This window comes from Deinococcus sp. (assembly GCF_018260405.1).
GTDB lineage: Bacteria > Deinococcota > Deinococci > Deinococcales > Deinococcaceae > Deinococcus.
In genome coordinates this window covers 1-19,800 of sequence record NZ_JAGLBG010000046.1, presented here as the reverse complement: position 1 = coordinate 19,800, position 19,800 = coordinate 1, and the positions used below count along the sequence as shown (strand labels likewise).

The following is a 19,800-nucleotide window of genomic DNA, read 5'->3' as shown; positions in this document are numbered from 1 at the left end:
TCGCTAGGGTAAGCTGCGCGTTCCACCGTTAAAGCCTAAAACATTTCCCATGGTTAGGGCCTCAGACAGCCTCTAACATTGCGAGATTCCGGGAAAGCACCGGAACCTCTCCATTCCCGCTCCAACGTACTTTCTTGTGCTACGCGCTCCGCGCGGTTTATCTACAAGATAAACGCAGTGTACTTAATTCCGTTTGAATCCCCATGCGGGATACTCTCTACCCGCCGCCTCCCTAGCCTGGATATAGTTAGCCTCACTTTCCCATCCCGATTTCGCCCACCCGTATGGAGGCTCCATGCCGATTTACAAGCTGTCTACCCACCAGCCCCAGATTGATCCGTCCGCTTTTATCGCCCCCAGCGCCGACGTGATCGGACAGGTGACTGTAGGGGCGCAGGCTAGTGTCTGGTTCGGCTGCGTTCTGCGGGGCGATGTCGAGATGATAAGGATCGGTGAGCGCAGCAACGTGCAAGACGGCGCGGTGCTGCACGCCGACCCCGGATTTCCATGCGTGCTGGAAAGCGACGTGACTGTGGGCCACCGGGCCATCGTTCACGGGGCGCACTGCGGGGCGGGTAGCCTGGTAGGCATGGGCGCGGCGCGGTGATGCTCAACGGGTCGCGGCTGGGCGCCGGGGCGGTGCTGGGAGCCGGGGCGCTGCTGCCCGAAGGCGCAGAGGTGCCGCCGGGGATGCTGGCCGTCGGCATTCCAGCGCGGGTCGTCAGGACGGTTGCAGCAGCCGGTAACGCGGAGCGGTATGTTCATAATGCCGGGCGCTTTAGCCAGGAGTTAGCAGAGGTGAACCCGGGTGTGGCAGAATGACCCCACGTTTCGCCGGAGAATCTGAGTGACTGATCCTGACCGTACCCCCAATCCAGAGCGTCGTAAAGGCTCAAAAGCGCCCGCGCCCGACAAAGCCGCGCTGCCCAAAGCGGCTTCACGCCAGCTCGAGAAATCTCCGGGGGCACAGGCTGAAGTCCCGCATATCCAGACCCCGCAGGGCCAGACCGCCGACCAGTTGCCCAAAGACCTCGCCGCCGGGCTGCTCGATTCGCCTATCTTCGGAAACGCGGTGATCGCTGGGCCAGCCGGAGGGCACCCGCCCGAAGCCGAGGAACTGATCGATTTCGTGCCGCAACTGCTGCCCATGTACCCCGGCAACGAGCCTTTCCTGGCGCGTTTTTTGCCCCGCAGTGCCCCGCAATACCACGGCCTGAATACGGAATTTTGCGATCTGCACGCTTTTTTGAAGTACCTGCATGAACGCACCTGGCACGGCTACCTTCAGGCAACCCTGGGCGACCAAAACGCCTACGTGCTGCTGTATGAGGGCCGCACGGTGGCCGCCGCCGCCGCCAGCTCCACAGGCGAACTGGCCCTGGGCGAACTGCTGAGTTTCTATGAGGAAGGCGCGACCCTTAGCGCCCACCCGCTTTCACCGACCTTTGCCCACGTTCTAAGCGGCGTGGGCAGCCGCGCCTGGAAGTTCAACCTGACCGAGGACTTCACAGGACTGCACGCCCGCCCCACCGGGGCTATCTTTTACGACCGGGGCGAAATCGTGGCGACGATGCCCGCCACCTTGCCCTATGAAGGCGCGTTTCCGGCCCCGCTGCGCCCCCAGACCCTGATTTTGCCGCGCAGTCTGGCGGGCTGGGCGCACCATGCCTACAGCTTGACCTTGCGGGGACGCGACGCGCTGAATGCCATTACCGACATTCATCTGGAGTTCAAGCACAATCACGGGCCCGCAGGCTTAGGACTGCTGCGGGCGGTGTCGCAAAATCTCAGCCCCGCCGAATATGCCATGCGAGAAGACCTGGCCCTGCACGAGATCGAGCCGCTGCTGGACACCTTTATAAAAGGCGGCTACCTCCGCGACGGGTAAACCCAGTAGGCAAGAGGGCACGAACCCACCAGGTGGTCAGCGCTGCTGCGTAATACTGCCCACTTAGAGCAGCTCTCCGAACGATGGGCACGTCGGAAAAACGACACCCGTATTTCGCCTCCTCGCCTCTGCTCGCATTGAATTCAAAACGGCCCCGTTCCATCGGAAGGCCATATTACGCAAGCTGCGTTCCCCCCCTCCCAACCTCCCCCGGAAGTGGAGAGGAGCTTAAAACGGGACAGAACTTTGAAAGTGTCCGAACTAGTGATGAGGCCAGTCTCAGCGGCCTTCGCGCACGTCTTCGATCAGTTCGCTGACGATGTCGAGGGCCGCCGGACCCAGCGGAGAGCGGGTGACGCCCAGCAGCGTGCCCAGTTTGTCGCGCCGCGCACTGCTGATAAAGGCCCAGCGTTCGAGGTCGCCCCGGTGAATACGGGCTGTTTCGTCGCGCAGGTAACGCACGGTGCCGTCGTAGTATCCGGCCTGAAAGGCGGCGCGGGCCAACCTTTCTTGTTCTAGCAGCCCCAGGCCACGGGTCGCCAGCAGCACCCGCCGGGCCTCGGCCTCGCCGCCAAAGCCGTACAGATTTTCCAGCCGGTAGACGGCTTTGGGAAAACGCAGCCCCGCCACGGCCCGCCACGCGTGCGGCAGCCGGATTTCAAACTCGGGCCAGGCGTGCAGGTAAGACAGCAGCGCCGGATACAGCAGCTTAAGGGCCACGTCGCGGGCGTCGGCCAGCGCCAGCAGCTGTTCCTGGGGGCCGTGTCCGGGGGCGGTATGGTCCTTGACGGCCAGATTGAGCATTTCCTGGGCCTGAAAAATCAGGTCACTGCGGTAGGCGGCCAGCTCCGAGGCCTTCAGGTTCCAGAGGGTGCGCTGAATGCGCCCGTAAAATCCGGTGGGATCGTAGACGACGCGACTGGTCGCCAGCAAGGCCAGCGGCGCTTCTTGCCGGGCCGTGTCCCAGTCACGCCACAGTTCCAGTTTTTCGTACGGGAAACGCTCGGTACTTATGCCCGCCCGCACCTCGATCTGCGGACTCTGTAAGCCGCGCTCGAAAGTAACAAACAGCGGACGGCTCCCTTCCCAGGCGTTGTCGGTGTCGTAGCTTCCGGCCTGGGCCACCGCCCTGATCTTGCGGTCGGCCACCAGGCGCTCGCTGACACGCTCGGGCGAAGTTTTCTGTTCTATTGTGCGTTCCTTTCCCGACAAGCATCCCCCACGAAACGGCCCTGTCAAAGCGCCGGAGTCGTCCTCCAGCATAGAGCCTTTCGGCGCAGCATAGAATGCGCCGCATGACTGATCTTCTCAGTGGATGGCAACCCGCCCCCGCAGGCTTCAAGCACGTCGTCAGTGTCAGCCTGGGCAACAGCAAGCGCAATGCCCGTGAGGAAATCAATGTGCTGGGCCAGCCCTTTGTGCTCGAACGCCTCGGAACCGACGGCGACAGCAAGAAAGCCGCTGAACTGTTCAAGCAGCTTGACGGCAGGATTGACGCTTTCGGGCTGGGCGGAGCCGATCTGTATGTCAACGCCGACGGGCGGCGCTACACCTTCCGCAACGTTAAGAAGCTGGTCGCCAACGCAAAGATCACACCCGTACTAGACGGCAGCGGCCTGAAGAACACGCTGGAACGCGACGCGGTGGCGCAGCTTGACCCGGTGCTGGGCTGGCGCACCAAGCGCGTGCTGATGGTCTCGGCGGTAGACCGCTTCGGTATGGCCGAGGCCCTAGCCGAACACGGCGCAGACATTGTTTTTGGCGACCTGATCTTCGGGTTGAACATCGACCGCCCGATCCGCAGCATTCAGAACCTGCGCCAGGTTGCGCGGCTGGTGCTGCCGCCCCTGACCCTGTTGCCGCAGGACTGGTTTTACCCCACGGGCGACAAACAAGAGCGCAGTGTCGGGGGCAAAGGGACGCGCTACTACGCCTGGGCCGACGTGATCGCCGGAGACACCCACTACGCCAAGCGCTACGCCCCCGAAGACCTGCTGGGCAAGACAATCCTGACCCAAACCATCACCGAAGCCGACCGCCAATGGATGAAAGACCGTGGCGTGGCCCGCCTGATCACCACCACGCCGCGCATGGGCAGCCGCAACTTTGCGACCAACGTCCTCGAAGCGTTTTTCGTGGCCCTGAGTGGCAAAACACAAGCGCTGAGCGAACAGGAATACCTGCACTACATCCGGCAGGTGGGCTTCAAACCAGAGATCAACGAGCTGTAATACGGATTCAGCTAAATTCCGCCACAGTCGGAAAATCGCCGTCTGTGGCTCCATACCGCGAAACCCGTATGCTGTTCCTACTCACATCCGCTCGGATTGATTCAGAACTGCACCGAATCAATCGGAATCCGTATAAGCGTATAAGTAGGTGAAAGCTCAGAACTCCAAATCCTCTGGCGGCTCCCGGCGTATTCTTTCCAGATGGGCCTGATAAGCCGCGTGCTCAGCCCAGAGCGACTGCGGCAGGTCGTCTCGCCCCAGATAAAACGCCGCCTGCATCACACCCGGCAGCACCACCGCGTCCTGACATTCCCGGTTGTACGCCGTCTGGGTTATTTGCGCCTGCTCATGCGTCAGCGCCAGAGCACCCTGGCTGAGTAGCATTCCTGCCCACTGCCGACCCGCCGCAAAGGCAATCAGCGCCAGAATATTTTCCACGTCCCAGAAACCGTGCTGGGTGCTGTCGTCTTGCAACCGCAGTTGCGCGGGCAGATGAGGAAGTAACCCTTCCAAAGCCGCCTGATATTCGGTTAAGTCGGATTCTTGCAGGTATGTTTTGATCAGCGGCTCAAAGCGTGGCCTGGAATTCTCCATCCTGACCAGCTCCGATAAGAGGGGGGAGTGATTCAAATCGGGAAAACGCGCCACTACCTTGAACAGCACGGGCACCGCGACATAAGTGGCGGGGTAGATGTCGCCCTGATGCCAGATTTGCGCCCAGATGCGTTCATGTAGAGGAATCTCTTCTGATGGGCACGTCGGAACAACACCGCCGCGCCGTGCATTCTACGTCTCGCTCTTTCTTTTTCACTCGTTCCACTCGGCAAAAAGATGGTCAAAAGAGCACCATCTTTTTGCAAAATGCTCTAGAAGCTGAACCAGCTTTCCCCACTCCCGTCTTCGCTGGCCCCATGCAGCCGGGTGACTTCCAGCCCAGCCTGCCATAGCCCCGGCTCACGCCGCATCAGGGTCAGCAGGGCCACATCATCTTCCGGGGTGAGCCAGCGGCTAATAGTCAAAGCTTCACTACTCGCTACACTTTGCTCTGTCCATCCCAGGTTATCCAGCGGCTCGGCAAGGCGGGCGTACAGGTCATTCTGTGTTCCCACGCCGCGGAGCAGGGCCAGCGACGACGCGGTACTGGCCCGCGCATGGCCATTGCCGCCGCCGCCGATAACTTCCAGCGTCCAACCATCTGGGGCCTTCAGCGGCGGCAGGGTGGGCAGCGGACTGATGTGCTGGCGCGCCCAGTGCCCGTAGGCGTGCGGTTGCAGATTCAAGCACAGGTCAACGCGACCCTGCTCATCGTGGCGGGTATCCCAGCAGGCGGCAACCTTTCCGGCGTCGTTCAGCAAAACCATGCAGCAGGGGTCGGGCGCAGTCGCTTCGTGTTCAGGAAAATCGGGGCGGTTACTGGCCTGAAACCCCGACGGCCTGAAAGCGTGGGGCGTCATCTCGGCGTCGCGCCAGCCCAGCGCCCGCAAAGCGGCATTAGCCTGACGAATGACATTGTCACTTTCGGCGACAGGCACAGGCAAAAAGTAGAGGCTGCCCACGTACCAAGCACCCTCCGCCGAGGTCTCGATGCTTCCCAGCAGGCCAGCAACTTCCGGCAGGGGGGCGGGCGCGGCCTGTAGCCCCTGCCCAGGCCGCAGCACGGGCGAATCTAGATCGCCCTGAAAACGCAGCGCGGCCAGCAGCAGGTCACGTTCGGTGGGTGGGGTCATAGCCGCCATTGTGGAACGGAACTGAAAGTCAGAGGTGAGAGGTTCCACTGTTGCCCTTACGCCCATAGCGTAAAATATGCCCATGCGGTTAGACTCCGTTTTTCCGGTGAACGTGTACCTGGTTCCCCTCCAGAACCCCGTCTGAACCCTTCACTCCTACTCGTTTTACTCGCCGTTGCCCGCCCAACGTGGAGGTTTACATGCTCAAGGTCCGCTCCGAATACACGCCCGCTGGCGACCAGCCCACCGCCATCGCGTCTCTGGTAGGGGGGCTTGAGAGCGGCCTGAGGTTTCAGACGCTGCTGGGGGCAACTGGCACCGGCAAAACCTACTCCGTGGCCAAGGTCATAGAGCAGACCGGGCGACCGGCCCTCATCATGGCCCCCAACAAAATCCTGACCGCGCAACTGGCCTCCGAGTTCCGCGAGTTTTTTCCCGACGCCGCCGTGGAATTTTTTATCAGCTACTACGACTACTACCAGCCCGAAGCCTACGTGCCCGGCAAGGATTTGTTTATCGAGAAGGACGCCGCTGTGAACCAGGAAATCGAGAGGCTGCGCCACTCCACCACCCGCAGCCTGCTGACCCGCCGCGACACGATTGTGGTCGCCAGCGTGTCGTGTATCTACGGCCTGGGCGACCCCGCCGAGTACACCGCGCTCAACGCGATTATCAAAAAGGGCGGCTCTATGCCCCGCGACGAACTGCTGGGCCGCCTGATTAACATGCAGTACGAGCGCAACGACATAGAGCTGATGCCGGGGCGCTTTTCGGTCAAGGGCGAAACGATTACTGTCTGGCCCGCCTACGACGAGCAGCCGCTACGGGTAGAGCTGTGGGGCGACGACGTAGAGCGCATCAGCGTGGTCCATCCGCTGACCGGCGACCGCCTGGCCGACCTGGACGCCACCGTGGTGTATCCGGCCAAGCATTACGTAAGCAGCGCGGGCAACATCGAGCGGGCTATCGTGACCATTGGGCAGGAGCTGGACGAAAGGCTGGAATATTTTAAGTCGGTAGGCAAGCTGCTGGAGGCGCAGCGCATCAAGGAGCGCACCCTCTATGACCTGGAGATGCTGAAGGTGCTGGGCTACTGCTCGGGCATTGAAAACTACTCGCGCCACATAGACGGGCGGGCGGTGGGGGCTACGCCTTACACCATGCTGGACTACTTTCCCGACGACTTCGTGACCTTCATCGACGAGTCACACGTCACCGTGCCGCAAATCGGTGGAATGGCGAACGGCGACCGGGCGCGGAAGCAAACATTGGTGGACTACGGCTTCCGGCTGCCGAGCGCGATGGACAACCGCCCGCTGAACTTCGATGAATTTATGTCCAAGACCGGGCAGGTGGTGTTCGTGTCGGCCACCCCCGGCCCCTACGAGCGCGAGCACAGCGACAGTGTGGCCGACCAGATTATCCGCCCCACCGGACTGGTCGACCCGCCGATTACCGTGCGGCCCATCAACGGCCAGATTGAAGACCTGCTGGGCCGCATCCGCCAGCGCACCGAAAAGGGCGAGCGCACGCTGGTCACCACACTTACCAAGCGGATGTCCGAAGACCTGACCGAGTACCTGCTGGAAAAGGGCGTACGGGCGCGGTACATGCACAGCGACATTGACAGCGTAGAGCGTCAGGTGATTATCCGCGACCTGCGGCTGGGGCATTACGACGTGCTGGTGGGCATCAACCTGCTGCGCGAGGGGCTAGATTTGCCCGAAGTCTCGCTGGTCGCCATTCTGGACGCCGACAAACCGGGCTTTTTGCGAAGCGAGCGGGCGCTGATTCAGACTATTGGCCGCGCCGCCCGCAACGTCAACGGTGAGGTAATTCTGTACGGCGACTCCATCACGCCCGCCATGCAGTTCGCAATGGAAGAAACCCGCCGCCGCCGCGAAAAACAGACTGCTTACAACGTAGAGCACGGGATTACCCCCACCACCGTCATCAAGGGCGTGCGCGACGTGATTCGCGGCGAGGAAGTGACCGAGGGCGGCGACGTGGCCGAAGTGGGCAACGACCACGACGCCCTGACCGCGCAACTCACCGACCTGGAACTGGATATGTGGCAGGCCAGCGAAGACCTGGATTTCGAGCGGGCCGCCAGCCTCCGCGACCAGATTCGCGCCATTGAAGCCAAGTTGCAGGGCAAGGAATTCAAGCAGGCGACGGTGCCAGGGCAGAAGGTGAGGAGGAAGGGGCGACGGTGAGGAGAAAGGGGTACTGCACGTCTATTCTGGACGTTTATATGGGTGAGCAGTGGCCCACTCATGTCTTGTCCCCAGGTGCCGTAAGAGAGTGGCCGAGCAGCCTGCACAAAAATGTTGTAGCCCATACCGGACTGTAGGCCGACTACCCGCCGAAGCCGCCCACCCCCCAGCCTGCCCCACTGCGCCCACGACTGCCCACGGGCGCACCGCCGTGACTAGGCGCACCGTCTCCGTTCCGAACACTTGCCCAAATCCAAACCTGTCAGCTTATGCGCGTAGACTTGGAGCGCCGCCTGCGCGTGCTGGCCAAGAAAAAGGGAACGCGCTACCACACCCTGGTGAAGGAATTGGTGCTGGAGCGCGGTTACGAAGAAGAAAAGCGGCTTGGGCTAGTGTAGAGCGGCAAAACCCCGCCCTGGCAAGCGCCTAAGCGGGGCCTTTCCAGCACCGTTTTACACCACAATGCGCTTAAAGGTACCGTCCTCGCCCGCCGCCGGAAGCTGGCCGTAGCCCAGCTCGCGCTCGACGACCTCGGCCACGTCTTGACCGACCTGCTGAGCCGTCTTCTCCTCGGCGTCGGTAGGCTGAGCCACCACATCGAAGCCGCGCAGGGTGCCGTCGGCGTCCTTGTGGCGCACCACCACGGTAAAGTCGCCCGTGCCAGCCTGCGGAGTCACGCTCAGGCCGTCGCGGGGGTCTTGTTTGTAGGCACCTTCAAAAGCAGTCTGAATGTCGCTGATATTCATAACGCCAGTCTGCCGCACTTGCGCTGGTGTTCCGCCTGATTTTTCTTAAGGCCCTTGTGCCTTTTCTTCATGACTGCGCCGGAAAACCTGACCCGAGCGCCTCAGCGCAGGCGCACCTTAAGGAACTGCTGGTTACAGGTATGCCAAAATTAAGCGGAGTCTGTGGGCTGCCGTCTATTTCGTTGAGCAACCGCAAAGGCGCCGGGCTACCAACCTCACGCCCAGAACCCGTTTCTCTCCTGCCTGGTCTGCGGCGCAGCCTTACAAGTCCGCTCGGCCCGAACTTGCCCACCTTGCAAGGTGGGAATCCGTATAACGTCGGAATCCGTCTAACTTTGTAAGCCTACCAGCACCGGCACGTCATGCGTTCGGCTTCAGCAGATGCCCCAGGCAGTGGCCGTAACTGACTCCCTGACGGGCATCGGTAACCAGATCTTCCACACTGAACTCACCCAGCACGCCTAGCATCGCGTCGCGCATCCGGGTGTACACGCTGGCCCGCGCGTGGCAGCGGCCTTCCTCGGCGCAGGGTTCATGCCAGTTCAGGCTGATGCACGACAGCGGCGCAACCGGGCCGTCTACCGCCCGCACCACCTCGCACAGCGAGATCAGCCCAGGTTTGCGGGCTAGCGCGTAACCGCCGCCAATCCCCTTTTTACTTTTGACGACGCCTTTGCCGCTCAGGGCAGCCAGAATTCGGACCAGGTAAGGCCGGTGAACGCCGGTGGCCTCACTGATTTCTTCGCTGGACACCCAGCGACCCAGGTCTTGAAGACCCAGGAAACCCAGCGCCTGAAAAGCGTACACGTCGGTGGCGGAAAGCCGCATAGCCCTCAGTTTACTCTGGCGGGGCCTTCAGCACCCCATCACGCGCCGGACTCAGCCGCCGGGAGGCTGTTGCACCCTTCATTCTTCTCAGTCGCCGCTGAGCCAAGGTAACGTCTATAAATCGTCAGAAGGCCGTAAGCCGCCCCGCACAAAGTAGGCCATAGAGCGTGGCCCTCACCCCTAAACCCCAGCCATAAGCCTTAGCCGTGAGAGGGTAGTTCCCCTTTTCAGACTGTGCCACACTAGGAGAAGAATGCGACACCCCTTGATCTTTGCCGCCACCCTGGCCCTGAGTGCTTCTGCCTTCGCGCAGACCCCCGCGCCCACCGCCAGCACGATTCAGGACGTGACGGTGACTGGCACCACCGATCTGCTTGCCAACTTTGTCAAGGCCGCGCTGAGCGTGCAGCCCGGAGCCGACCTCACGACTGTCAATGTGCGGCAGGTCGAACAGGACGTGCTGGCGACAGGTTATTTCAAGTCGGCGGCGGCGGCAATCAGAACCGTGAACGGCCAGAACGTGCTGGCGATTAACGCGGTGACCAACCCGATCATCAAGAGTGTGGACGCCACCGGCATGACCTTTTTGCCCGCCGACGCCTTCAAGTCGCGGATTGCCGACCTGCTTAACATCGCCCCCGGAGCCACGCTGAACACCGAGCGCATCAAGCAGGCCAAAGACGCCCTGATTCAGAACTACCAGCAGCAGGGCTTTCCGTTTACCCCGGTCGTCACGACCACGGTCAAGACTGCCCCTGACGGCAGCGCCAGCGTGACCTTTGCTGTAGACGAAACCGCTCCAATCACCCAGGTTCAGGTCGAGGGCGTAACCCTGTTGCCCCGAGCGACGGCTAATGACCTGTTCAAGCCGCTTTACACTGCCAAGAAGTTCAGCAGCACTGGCCTGTTCGCCGCTTCCGACGCGCTGCAAAAGGCCTATAATGACGCCGGATACCTTCAGGCCGGAATTGCTCCCGGCGGCGTGACGCTTGACAAGGGCGTGCTGAAAATCAAGGTGACCGAGGGCAAGGTGGCCGCCACCGACACCAGTGCGCTTGGCACGGTCACATCGGCACTACAGACCCAAGAAGGCCAGCCGCTGATGCTTGGCAAGTTGCAGGCCGACGTGCGAACCCTCGCCAACGAAACGGGCAAGCCGGTGGGCTTCGCGCTGCAACCCGACCCGCAGGACCCTGGCCGCATTACGGTCTACTTCGGCTCGGCAGACGTGATTGGTGGCCCGATCAAGAGCATCGTGATCGCGGGCAATACCAAAGTGCCCACCGCTACGCTGCAAAAGGCGCTGAAGACTAAAGTCGGCGATGTCTACTCGCCCCAGCTGGCCCAGGACGACTTCGCGGCCCTGCGCGACTCCTACCGCACGGCGGGGTACGAAATCAGCACCCGCGACGCGGTGACCTACAACGAGGGCGTGCTGACCTTTACTATCCGCGAGGTCAAACTGGTCAGCTACGAACTGGCCTGGCAGGGCACCCACCGCACCAAGGACCGCATTATTCTGCGCGAACTGCCCGAGCCCGGTCAGCTGTTCAACCTGACCCAGCTGCGCGACGCCCTCGGGCGCGTCAGCCGCCTGGGTTACGTGAACATCACGGGTGAAAGCGTCAAGAACAACGACCCGCAAAACCCGGAAAACATCACTTACGTCTTGCAACTCTCGGAAGCCAAGACCGGTATTCCGGTCAACCTGGGCCTGACTTACGACACGCTGGCCGGAGGCTGGGGCGGCGGCGCGGGTTACGAGAATCCCAACGCTTTCGGCCTGGGCCACCACTTTGCCGTCAACTTAGGGGCGCAGCAGAACCAGGCCGGGCAAAACTGGGTCGGCAGCGTCAACTACACGATTCCCTGGCTCGACCTCAATTTTGCCGACTTCAGAAAACGCCGCACCAGCATGACGCTGGGGCTAGGCAGTTCGGTCGGGGGCAATACGGCGCTGCTGAACGGCGACAAGCTCGATACCGGGCGGCAATACACCGTGCGGAGCACCGGGTTCAGTGTCAATCTGGGCCGCAGCCTGACCCCGAATCTGGGGGCCAGCCTGGGCATGTCGATCAACAAAAAGACCTACTTCCTAGAGCCTATCGAGTCGGGCGAGGGCAGCAACATTTCCGACGCTGCTGCCACGGCCCTGCTCTCCAAGGAGAACACCACGGCGCGGATCGAGGGCGGGCTGTCCTACGACAACACCGACAACCCTGAATTCCCCGGACGTGGCACGCGGGCCAGTGGTCTGCTGGCGTACAACTTCGGGCGTAGCGCGGGCGACTCGCTCGGCTGGACCGATATCGAAGTCGGGGTGAACAAGTACTACGGATTTGGCGGCAAGATCAGCCGTCAGTACGGAAGCGACAGCTACAAGAACGCCTTCGCGGTGCGCCTGAACTATGGCAACAGCTTCGGCAGCTCCCCCAGCGGCACGGGCTACTACATCGGCGGCAGCAACCCGCTCCCCTCGCGTGAACTGCGCGGCCTGAACGACGGACAGCTCTTTGGCCCGAGCTACCTGACCAGCAGCGCCGAGCTGCGCCACGACTTCGGACTGAACAACAGCGTGGCTCAGGGGCTGTACGGTGTAGTCTGGGCCGATTACGGCGGCGTGTGGGATAGCCGCAGTAACTTCAGCGGCAACTACGGCGTCGGGGCGGGCCTTCAGGTCAACCTCGGGATCGGCGGCGCACGCCTACCCAGCCTGCGCTTCGATTACGGCTTCAGCCCGGAAAACCCCTCGAACACGGGGCGCTTCATGTTCCGCATGGGCAACTTCTGGTAGGGCTAAGAAGGTGAAGCGCAGTAGGGTGGTTTACCCCGGAGGCGCGGAACTGTAGCCGGGAACTCCTTAGCGTACAAGCACACTCGAAAAATTGGCCCGGTTGCAAAGTCTAAGCCGGGCCAATGGTGTTGCAGGTCACGCGTACACTACCCGCTATGGATCTTCCCGCCGAAGTCACCGTCATCGACCTGCGCGCCGAGGCCCTGCGGCAGCTTGAGCCTCTGGCGCACCCGAACGTTATCGCGCTGACCCTGGAGCAGATTGAGGACGCCCAGCACGGCATGACACCACAGCACGGGCCGCTGCTGGTGGTCTGCGAACGGGGCAACCGCTCGGCGCTGGCGGCGCACTACCTGCGGGCCGATGGGCTAGACGCGCGGCACTGGGAAGGCAAGCGCCGTTAGAGCCTATCCAGAAAGTACCGGGCAATTTGGATGTTATGGTGCCGGGAAAGCGTTTACCCCCCCGTGTAGGGCCACAGCGCGAAACCCGTATGTTTCCTTCTCGCCTCCGCTCGGATTGAATCCAAAACGGCTCGGCTTGATCGGCAGCCCGTATCACCTCTTCAAAACCGACCCTTGATCACCACGCTCTAAGGGCTAGCTTCTGGCTGAGTGCCTTCTACGAACACGGTTTTCTCTGCGCTGTAATGCACCTGTCCGGCGGGCGCACCCTTGGGCCGCCACACGTTCTTGATGCGGGTGTAGTCCACCGGGACGTTGCTGCTGCCCCGCGCCTTGCTGTTGGCCGCCGCGATCCGGGCCGCGTACAGAATGTCCGGCAGATCGAGGTCGCGCCCGCCCGTACGTACGATCACATGGCTGCCGGGGTAGCCCTGGGCATGAAACCAGTAGTCCAGGCTCTTGCCGATGCGGTGGGTCAGCACGGCGTTTTCCTTGTTGTTGCGGCCCACCAAAATCTCCAGACCTGAAGGACTGCGCCAGCGGCCCCCGTAAGGACTGCGCTCGGGCTTTTCAGTTTCGAGCTGCGCCGCCAGCGTTTCGAGGTCGCTCAGGCTGGCCGCGTCGAGCTGTGACACGCGCTCCTGCGCGGCGATCAGTTCCGCCCGCAAGGTGTCCTCGCGCTCGGCCAGACGTTCGTAAACTTCCTCACGGCGGCGGGCGCGTGAATACCGTTTCTCGGCGTTCTGCACCGCGCTCAGCTGCGGCTCCAGGGCTAGCGGCACGTCGCCGCTGCCGTCGAAGGCAGGCAGGCTGACATGGGACGCGCCTGCCGGAACGTCATGGGCATAGGCCATCAGCAAGTCGGCCTCATTGCGCTCCTGCGCGGCCAGGTCCAGTCCCTCTACAGCACGGTCCACATCGCCGATCTGGTTATTGAGCAGCGTCAGGCGCTTTTCGAGCGGCTCACGCAGCAGCTTACGCAGCAAGACCGCTTTTTCGGTGCGAGCGGCCTCGCGTGCTCCGCCCGATAGCACGCCCTCGCTGACCGTGGGGTCGGCCACCAGGCTTTGCAAGGCAGCCAGCACGGCGGGCCAGCGGTCGCCGGGCGCTTCAGCCACCGGAATGTCGGCGCGGCGGGCCAGTTCCGCGCCCAGCAGCGGCCCCAGCCCGTCCACGCGATCACGCCAGTGCACCAGCGCCAGCGTACTCAGGCTCTCGGCCTGCGCCGCCGTCATGTCGCGGGGGTCGAATTTGTCGTACGGCGGCGGCGGCGCGTAGGTGCCCCCACTGCGCACCGTGCGGAAGCGGTTGCGGCTACCGGTAATCTCGCGGGCAGCCAGCGCAATGCGGCCCCCGAAGCCCTCACCGGGGTCCAGCACCAGCAGGTTGGCATTGCGTCCGGTCACTTCAAAGATGAGGCGGGAAGGCGCCTGATCCACGAAGCCCGTTTCGCCCGCAAAATGCAGGGCCACCACGCGGTCAAGTTTAAGCTGCTCGGCCCCGGTCAGGTCGCCGCGCACCCGGTTGTGCAAGTAGCGCTGAAACGGGTTGTGCGGGTCGCCGCGCAGCCGCTCCTTGCTGAGAAACAACACCGGCTGCGGCGGGCGGTAAGACAGCACCAGGTTACCCACTCCCTCAAGCAGCAGCGCCGCCGTGGTCTCGTCAGGAAAGGCCCAGCCCAGATGCCGGGCGGGCAACTGTGGCCCGAGTTCACGCAGCACCCGGGCAAGCATCAGGCCTTCCATCAGGGTTTCTTGGGGGCGGGCGCTCCCGTTCCTGCCGGGCCGGGGGTTTTAGGCGCGGGCAGCAGGGGTGGATTGAGCTGAGCAGCGGGCGCCGAAGCTGCAACGCGGGCAAACTGGATAAGTTTTAACAGCGAGGCCACGTCGTAAGGGTTAGCCACATGTAGGCCGTTGACAAACACCGTCGGCGTGGCGTTGACGCCGACTTGCAGGGCTTCTTGCACGCCCGCGTCGACCGCTGCCTTGCCGCCGCGCTCGGCCAGACAGGTCTTGAACGCTTCGGGCCTGAGGCCCAGACGGTCGGCAAACGAGATAAACACCTGATTGGGGTTGCCCGACAGCCAGCTGCGGTCAGCAAACAGCAGCTCCTTGAAAGGCCAGAACTTGCCCTGCTGGGCGGCGCATTCGCTGGCCTCGGCAGCGGGGCGGGCCAGCGGGTGAATGCTTTCGAGCGGAAACTGATGGAACTCGACACTCACGTCGGCTGGCAGCTGCTTAAGCACTCCGGGGTAGCCTTGGGTCTCGAACTGTTCGCAATAAGGGCACTGAAAGTCGCTGTATACGCGCAGGGCCACTGGAACGGCTCCCGGTTGCCGGGCAGGCTGCACATGCGCCGCCGGCCGGAATTGCCCGGCAGGAACCTGCTGGGGCGCGATGGTCAGGCGCAGCAATTTGCCCTGGGTCTGGGCACCGATAACAAAGGGGTCGGCCACCACCTTGACCCCGCCAGGCAGCCGCTGCACCACATCCGGACGGCTGAGAAACTGCGTTAGGGGCTGGGCCAGCCCATCACCAAAGCCGCTGATGACCCCAAGCAGCTGCGTCGCCGTGGCTACCGCCCTGGTGTCGAGAACCTGCAAGGCGCCGGTGGCCGGGGTAACCGTGGCCGTCGGCGAGTTGCTGACCACCGTCAGCTTGACATTCTGAGCGTTCACCAGCATAACCACGGCGCTAAGCAGGTAACCACCACGCTGGTTAAGCTGCACACTCGCGCCGCTCGGCAACACCAGCGTGCCGCCTGGGCCGGGCTTGGCGGCCTTAAAGACCGGATTGTTCAGCACGGGCGCGGCCAGTTGCCCGACCTGAGCGCTAGCACTCCCGGCAACAGCACAAAAGGCTCCGAGGAGGCGTAAGCCCCGGAGGGCGCGGCGGGACAGGTTCGCAAGAGGCTTCATCAGGCCATCCTAGCGGTCTAGGCGGGCTATTCCTACCCACACCGCCTTTTCCCCAGCGCCACCAAGCAGCCGCTTTGACCAGGGCAGTGGATGGAACAAAGACGGTTCTGGACCCCGCGAAGCCCGTTCAGGCGCTGTTCACGGATAAGCGGAGTAAAGTTTAGAACCGTATAACAACTCTGGCCCCTATCTGCCGGAGCCTGCCATAGTAAAGGCCATGAACAACCCAATCGGCAACGACCCGCAACGCGCCTGGGCTTTTGTGGCCCCCGAACCGCTTAGGGGCAGCGCCAACGGACCGCTCGCGGGGCTGAGTTTCAGTATCAAGGATCTGTACGGCGTTCCCGGCTGGCCGCTGAGCGCCAGCACCCGCGCCCCGGTACCCGGCCCCAGCGACAGCGTACTGGTGCGCCGCCTACTGGAACTGGGCGCCACGGCCACCGGTAAAACCCACCTGCACGAGATCGCCATGGGCATTACCGGCATGAACGGGTACGGCGGCACCACCCATCCGGCCCTACCGGACCATGTGCCGGGGGGCAGCAGCAGCGGCGCAGCGGTTAGTGTGGCGCTGGGGCAGGTGGACTTTGCGCTGGGCACCGACACGGGCGGCAGTATCCGGGTTCCAGCGGCGTGGTGCGGTGTGGTCGGCTTCAAACCGACCAAGGGCGACCCCGACTGGAGCACCGAGGGCGTCTTGCCACTGTCGCCGACCTGCGACCACACTGGCCCACTGGCCCCCGACATAAAGACCATTATCCGGCTTCAAGAAGCGCTGACCGGGCGCAGCATCAAGCCGCAGCTGTGGGACGGCCTGCGCGTGGGCCTGTGGCTGCCGGACGGCTGGACCGACGACACGGTGCGCCAGGCCACCCTGGACTTTGCCGCTGACCTCAAGCAGCGCGGCGCGGCTGTCGAACGGGTGCCTTTTCCCGAAGTCATGGACGCCTACTCGCCCATCGTTATGAGCGAAGCGGCCCAGATTCACCGCGAGGCCCTTAAGCTAGATAACCCCGGTTTCATGCCCTTCACGCTGGCCTCGCTGCGTAACGCGGCCAACCTGAGCGGAGCAGAAATAGGCACGGCCTTCCGCCGCCGGGAAGATTACCGCGCCCTATTGGACGGCCTTTTCATGGCCTACGACCTGATTCTGGCCCCGGCGGTGCCCACTCCCCCGCCGCTGCTCGGGCAAGACGAGGTGAAGATCGGTGAGGGCGACGTGCTGCTGCGCCGCGCCGTGCTGCGAATCACCGCGCCATTCAGTCTGCTGGGCGCACCAACCGTGGCCTGCCCGACCAGCACGCCGTATGTCGGGGTACAACTGGTCGCGCCGCATGGGGCCGACGACCGCCTGCTGGGGCTCGTGCTTTCGCTGGAGCAGGAGAGCTGAGTTGACAGGTGAGCCGAGCTAAACAGCCCCCAGCACGCCGAAATCCGCGCCCGAACTGCTGACTGCTACACAGTCCGGCCCCGCCAGCGTGAAGCCGCCGATTTCGCGCTGTGGCGGTACAGTCGGTGCCCCGCTGGTCAGAGCGGCACCCGTGAAGGGGCCTGCCCGCTGTCTTGGGCAAAACGGCACCCAGGATGGGGCCTGCCCGCTTCCCCACTGCGGGCGGAATTGAGCGGAGTCGGTAGAGCATGACGCCCGCTTTTGCGTCCTTTCTACGCCCCGTTTCCGGTGGCGCGGCCTTTCATGAAGGTTCCTGGCATCCCCGGCTGGGCGCGCTGTGCAACGATAAAGGGCGTGAATTCGCTTGTTCTGCGTACCGCGCTGCTAACGGGACTGCTCATCGGAGCCGTCAATATCGGCTTTTCGGGCTGGCAATACGGCTTTGACCATCTACCCGTCTGGTTTTATCTGTCGCAACTGCTCCTGCTTCCGGCCATGCTTATTCCCATGCAGGTCTTTCCACAGGCCGCCGCGACCAAAAACTATATGCAGCGGGCCGCGCTCTATTGCCTCGGCTGGGCGGTGCCCTACGCGGTGTACCGGTTTTCGGGCGACGCTCTGAGCCTCAGCTTCGACCCGGTCAGCTCACTGACGACCTACCTTATTACGGTCATCGTTTTCGGACTGATTTTTGCCGCAATCCGCGCACCCACAGCCCCGAAATGAGGGAGCAAAAGGTGCTGGGCCTTCTGGGCGGCATGAGCTGGACGAGCACGGCGGAGTATTACCGGCTGCTAAACACCCTGTATGCCGAGCGCCGGGGCGGGCTGCATTCCGCGCCGCTGCTGCTGCATTCGGTGGACTTTGCCGAAGTTGCCGCCATGCAGCAGGCGGGCGACTGGGACGGGGCGGGGCAGCTCCTCGCGGGGGCAGCACGCGGGCTTGAACAGGCGGGCGCGGGGGCTATCTTGCTGGCGACCAATACCATGCACAGGGTTGCCGGGCACATCGAGCAGGCCGTGAATATCCCGCTGCTGCACATTGTGGACGGCACCGCGCAGGCGATCCGGGCCGCTGGAATAGACCGGGTCGGGCTGGTCGCCACCGCCTTTACCATGGAACAGGAGTTCTATACCGGGCGACTGCGCGACAAATTTGGCATCAAGGTGCTGGTGCCCGGCGATGAGGACCGCCAGGAAGTCCACCGAATCATCTACGACGAGCTGTGCCGCAACGACGTTCGCCCCGAATCACGCGAAACTTACCGGGGGGTACTGGCAAAACTGGTAGAGCGTGGCGGTCAGGGCGTCATTCTCGGCTGCACCGAAATCACTTTGCTGGTCGGCCCGAAAGACACCACAGTACCGGTGTTCGATACGACCTGGCTGCACGCCCTGGCAGCTACTGACTGGCTGCTAGATACAACCGCTTATACGGATTCAGATTGATTCGGAACTGTACCGAATCAATCTGAGCGGATGCGAGTAGGAACAGCATACGGATTCCGCGGTATGGAGCCGCAGGCGGCGCTTTTCCGACTGTGGTGGAATTTAGCGGAATCCGTATTAAAGCATTTTGCAAAAAGATGGTGCTCTTTTGACCAGCTTTTGCCGAGTGGAACAATTGAACAAGAAAGAGCGGGACGTAGAATGCACGGCGCGACGGTGTTGTTCCGACGTGCCCATCATTCGGAGAACTGTTCTAAAACAGACGCCCTTGATCCCCCGGTTCTGGGGTCTTGACTGGCACGCCACGCGCATTGAGGGCCTCGCGCAGTACCGGAATGTTCTTGAGGGCATGTCCCTTTGTCGTGTTCTGAAAAAACACGTACAGCTCGCTGAGGTCATCGTTGACCAGAGCAATTTTCTCGGCCCACTCGGCCATCTCGGCGCGGTTGTACAGGTAGTCATGGCGCTCGGCGGCGCTCTGGCCTTCCCACCAGCTGCCCTTATTGCGCCCGTGCAGGCGCAGGTAGCCCACGTCGCTGGTTACGTGCACCTGCGGCTCGGGCATCCCCCCCAGCGGCGGATAATCGGGGCTGACCCAGATGACCCCCAGTTCGCTCATGCCCCCGCGTACCTCAGGCTTGTCCCAACTGGCGTGGCGCAGTTCGACGGCCAGTTCATGCCCGGCAAAGCGTTCGGTCAGCATGCCCAGGTATCTACGGTTTTCCGGCGTGCGGTGAAACGAAAAGGGAAACTGCGCCAGATAAGGTCCCATCACGCCCACGTCGCGCAGCGGCTCGGGGCTTTGAAGCATACGGTCAAAGTCGGTGTCAGTGGGGGCACGGTCATGCGTGAAGACCCTGTTCAGTTTAACCGTAAAGCGCGTGTGGCCGCCACTTTTGCGGGCCATACCCTCGAAGGCCTTGAGGCCCGGAATGGCGTAGAAGGAACTGTTCAGTTCTACGGCATCGAAGTGCTCTGAATAGGTCGCCAGATAATCGTCTTTCCGGACTCCCTCATAGATCAGACCCGGAGCCGTCCAGTCGTCATTGCTGTAGCCGCCACAGCCGATATAAACGCGCATGGTCTATAGCCTAATACGAACTGCCGATTGAAGCTGAAATAACCAGATTTAATCCAGGGCAACCGCAAAGTCAGGTGATTAGTTTTTCCAGATAAGCGGTGTCCATCGCGGCTTTGAAGCGCTTCGTTTC

At 62.5% G+C, this 19,800-nt stretch carries 19 protein-coding genes; 11 read left to right on the top strand and 8 right to left on the bottom strand.

What is annotated here, in order from left to right:
* The first annotated feature begins 295 nt into the window (after positions 1–295).
* The 3 genes from QZ269_RS13565 to QZ269_RS07590 are packed head-to-tail and all read left to right on the top strand — an operon-like array spanning position 296 to position 1,888.
* Positions 296–607 carry a gamma carbonic anhydrase family protein gene (locus tag QZ269_RS13565; protein WP_367272244.1) on the top strand — a complete coding sequence of 104 codons (312 nt, stop codon included), beginning with the start codon at positions 296–298 and terminating at the stop codon, positions 605–607.
* Positions 604–822: a hypothetical protein gene (locus QZ269_RS13560; protein ID WP_367272243.1), complete on the top strand. Its 219-nt coding sequence runs from the start codon at positions 604–606 to the stop codon at positions 820–822. The genes QZ269_RS13565 and QZ269_RS13560 overlap by 4 nt, the downstream gene beginning before the upstream one ends.
* Before the next feature lie 25 nt (positions 823–847).
* The gene (locus QZ269_RS07590; RefSeq protein WP_291425945.1) at positions 848–1,888 is read left to right on the top strand and encodes a hypothetical protein; all 1,041 of its coding nucleotides are present in this window, start codon (positions 848–850) and stop codon (positions 1,886–1,888) included.
* 279 nt (positions 1,889–2,167) lie between these two features.
* On the opposite strand, the gene QZ269_RS07585 is transcribed toward QZ269_RS07590, so the two are convergent.
* Positions 2,168–3,100 carry a hypothetical protein gene (locus QZ269_RS07585; protein WP_291425944.1) on the bottom strand — a complete coding sequence of 311 codons (933 nt, stop codon included), beginning with the start codon at positions 3,098–3,100 and terminating at the stop codon, positions 2,168–2,170.
* Positions 3,101–3,183: 83 nt separating this feature from the next.
* On the opposite strand from QZ269_RS07585, the gene QZ269_RS07580 reads away from it, so the two are divergent.
* Complete coding sequence (locus QZ269_RS07580) at positions 3,184–4,119, top strand: quinate 5-dehydrogenase (RefSeq protein ID WP_291425943.1); 936 nt, start codon at positions 3,184–3,186, stop codon at positions 4,117–4,119.
* A gap of 156 nt (positions 4,120–4,275) precedes the next feature.
* On the opposite strand, the gene QZ269_RS07575 is transcribed toward QZ269_RS07580, so the two are convergent.
* On the bottom strand, positions 4,276–4,713 hold the full coding sequence (locus QZ269_RS07575) for a hypothetical protein (RefSeq protein WP_291425942.1): 438 nt from the start codon (positions 4,711–4,713) through the stop codon (positions 4,276–4,278).
* 272 nt (positions 4,714–4,985) lie between these two features.
* Positions 4,986–5,846, bottom strand: a complete 861-nt coding sequence (locus QZ269_RS07570) for a hypothetical protein (RefSeq protein ID WP_291425941.1) — start codon at positions 5,844–5,846, stop codon at positions 4,986–4,988.
* Positions 5,847–6,046: 200 nt separating this feature from the next.
* Between QZ269_RS07570 and uvrB the strand changes: the two genes are divergently transcribed.
* Complete coding sequence (uvrB, locus tag QZ269_RS07565; protein WP_291425940.1) at positions 6,047–8,062, top strand: excinuclease ABC subunit UvrB; 2,016 nt, start codon at positions 6,047–6,049, stop codon at positions 8,060–8,062.
* A gap of 269 nt (positions 8,063–8,331) precedes the next feature.
* The gene (locus QZ269_RS07560; RefSeq protein WP_291425939.1) at positions 8,332–8,460 is read left to right on the top strand and encodes a hypothetical protein; all 129 of its coding nucleotides are present in this window, start codon (positions 8,332–8,334) and stop codon (positions 8,458–8,460) included.
* Between the two features lie 54 nt (positions 8,461–8,514).
* Here QZ269_RS07560 and QZ269_RS07555 read toward each other — a convergent pair whose 3' ends face one another.
* Both QZ269_RS07555 and QZ269_RS07550 read right to left on the bottom strand, forming a co-directional pair.
* On the bottom strand, positions 8,515–8,808 hold the full coding sequence (locus tag QZ269_RS07555; protein ID WP_291425938.1) for a hypothetical protein: 294 nt from the start codon (positions 8,806–8,808) through the stop codon (positions 8,515–8,517).
* A gap of 360 nt (positions 8,809–9,168) precedes the next feature.
* Complete coding sequence (locus QZ269_RS07550; protein WP_291425937.1) at positions 9,169–9,636, bottom strand: RrF2 family transcriptional regulator; 468 nt, start codon at positions 9,634–9,636, stop codon at positions 9,169–9,171.
* Between the two features lie 253 nt (positions 9,637–9,889).
* Between QZ269_RS07550 and QZ269_RS07545 the strand changes: the two genes are divergently transcribed.
* Positions 9,890–12,430 carry a POTRA domain-containing protein gene (locus tag QZ269_RS07545; protein WP_291425936.1) on the top strand — a complete coding sequence of 847 codons (2,541 nt, stop codon included), beginning with the start codon at positions 9,890–9,892 and terminating at the stop codon, positions 12,428–12,430.
* Between the two features lie 155 nt (positions 12,431–12,585).
* A complete protein-coding gene (locus QZ269_RS07540; protein WP_291425935.1) occupies positions 12,586–12,834 on the top strand; it encodes a rhodanese-like domain-containing protein in 249 nt (82 codons plus the stop codon).
* Positions 12,835–13,022: 188 nt separating this feature from the next.
* Here the strand turns inward: QZ269_RS07540 and QZ269_RS07535 are convergent, their stop codons facing one another.
* A complete protein-coding gene (locus tag QZ269_RS07535; protein ID WP_291425934.1) occupies positions 13,023–14,579 on the bottom strand; it encodes an NFACT family protein in 1,557 nt (518 codons plus the stop codon).
* A complete protein-coding gene (locus tag QZ269_RS07530; RefSeq protein WP_291425933.1) occupies positions 14,579–15,751 on the bottom strand; it encodes a DsbA family protein in 1,173 nt (390 codons plus the stop codon). The genes QZ269_RS07535 and QZ269_RS07530 overlap by 1 nt, the downstream gene beginning before the upstream one ends.
* Before the next feature lie 217 nt (positions 15,752–15,968).
* On the opposite strand from QZ269_RS07530, the gene QZ269_RS07525 reads away from it, so the two are divergent.
* The 3 genes from QZ269_RS07525 (at position 15,969) to QZ269_RS07515 (ending at position 18,589) form a co-directional block, all read left to right on the top strand.
* Positions 15,969–17,141, top strand: coding sequence for an amidase (locus QZ269_RS07525; RefSeq protein WP_291425930.1), 1,173 nt, complete (start codon positions 15,969–15,971; stop codon positions 17,139–17,141).
* A 354-nt stretch (positions 17,142–17,495) separates the two neighbouring features.
* The gene (locus QZ269_RS07520; RefSeq protein ID WP_291425928.1) at positions 17,496–17,867 is read left to right on the top strand and encodes a hypothetical protein; all 372 of its coding nucleotides are present in this window, start codon (positions 17,496–17,498) and stop codon (positions 17,865–17,867) included.
* Positions 17,868–17,878: 11 nt separating this feature from the next.
* Positions 17,879–18,589 (top strand): aspartate/glutamate racemase family protein, encoded by a 711-nt coding sequence (locus QZ269_RS07515; protein ID WP_291425926.1) that lies wholly within the window; start codon positions 17,879–17,881, stop codon positions 18,587–18,589.
* A gap of 253 nt (positions 18,590–18,842) precedes the next feature.
* On the opposite strand, the gene QZ269_RS07510 is transcribed toward QZ269_RS07515, so the two are convergent.
* A complete protein-coding gene (locus QZ269_RS07510; RefSeq protein WP_291425924.1) occupies positions 18,843–19,670 on the bottom strand; it encodes a DUF72 domain-containing protein in 828 nt (275 codons plus the stop codon).
* Positions 19,671–19,800: the final 130 nt, after the last annotated feature.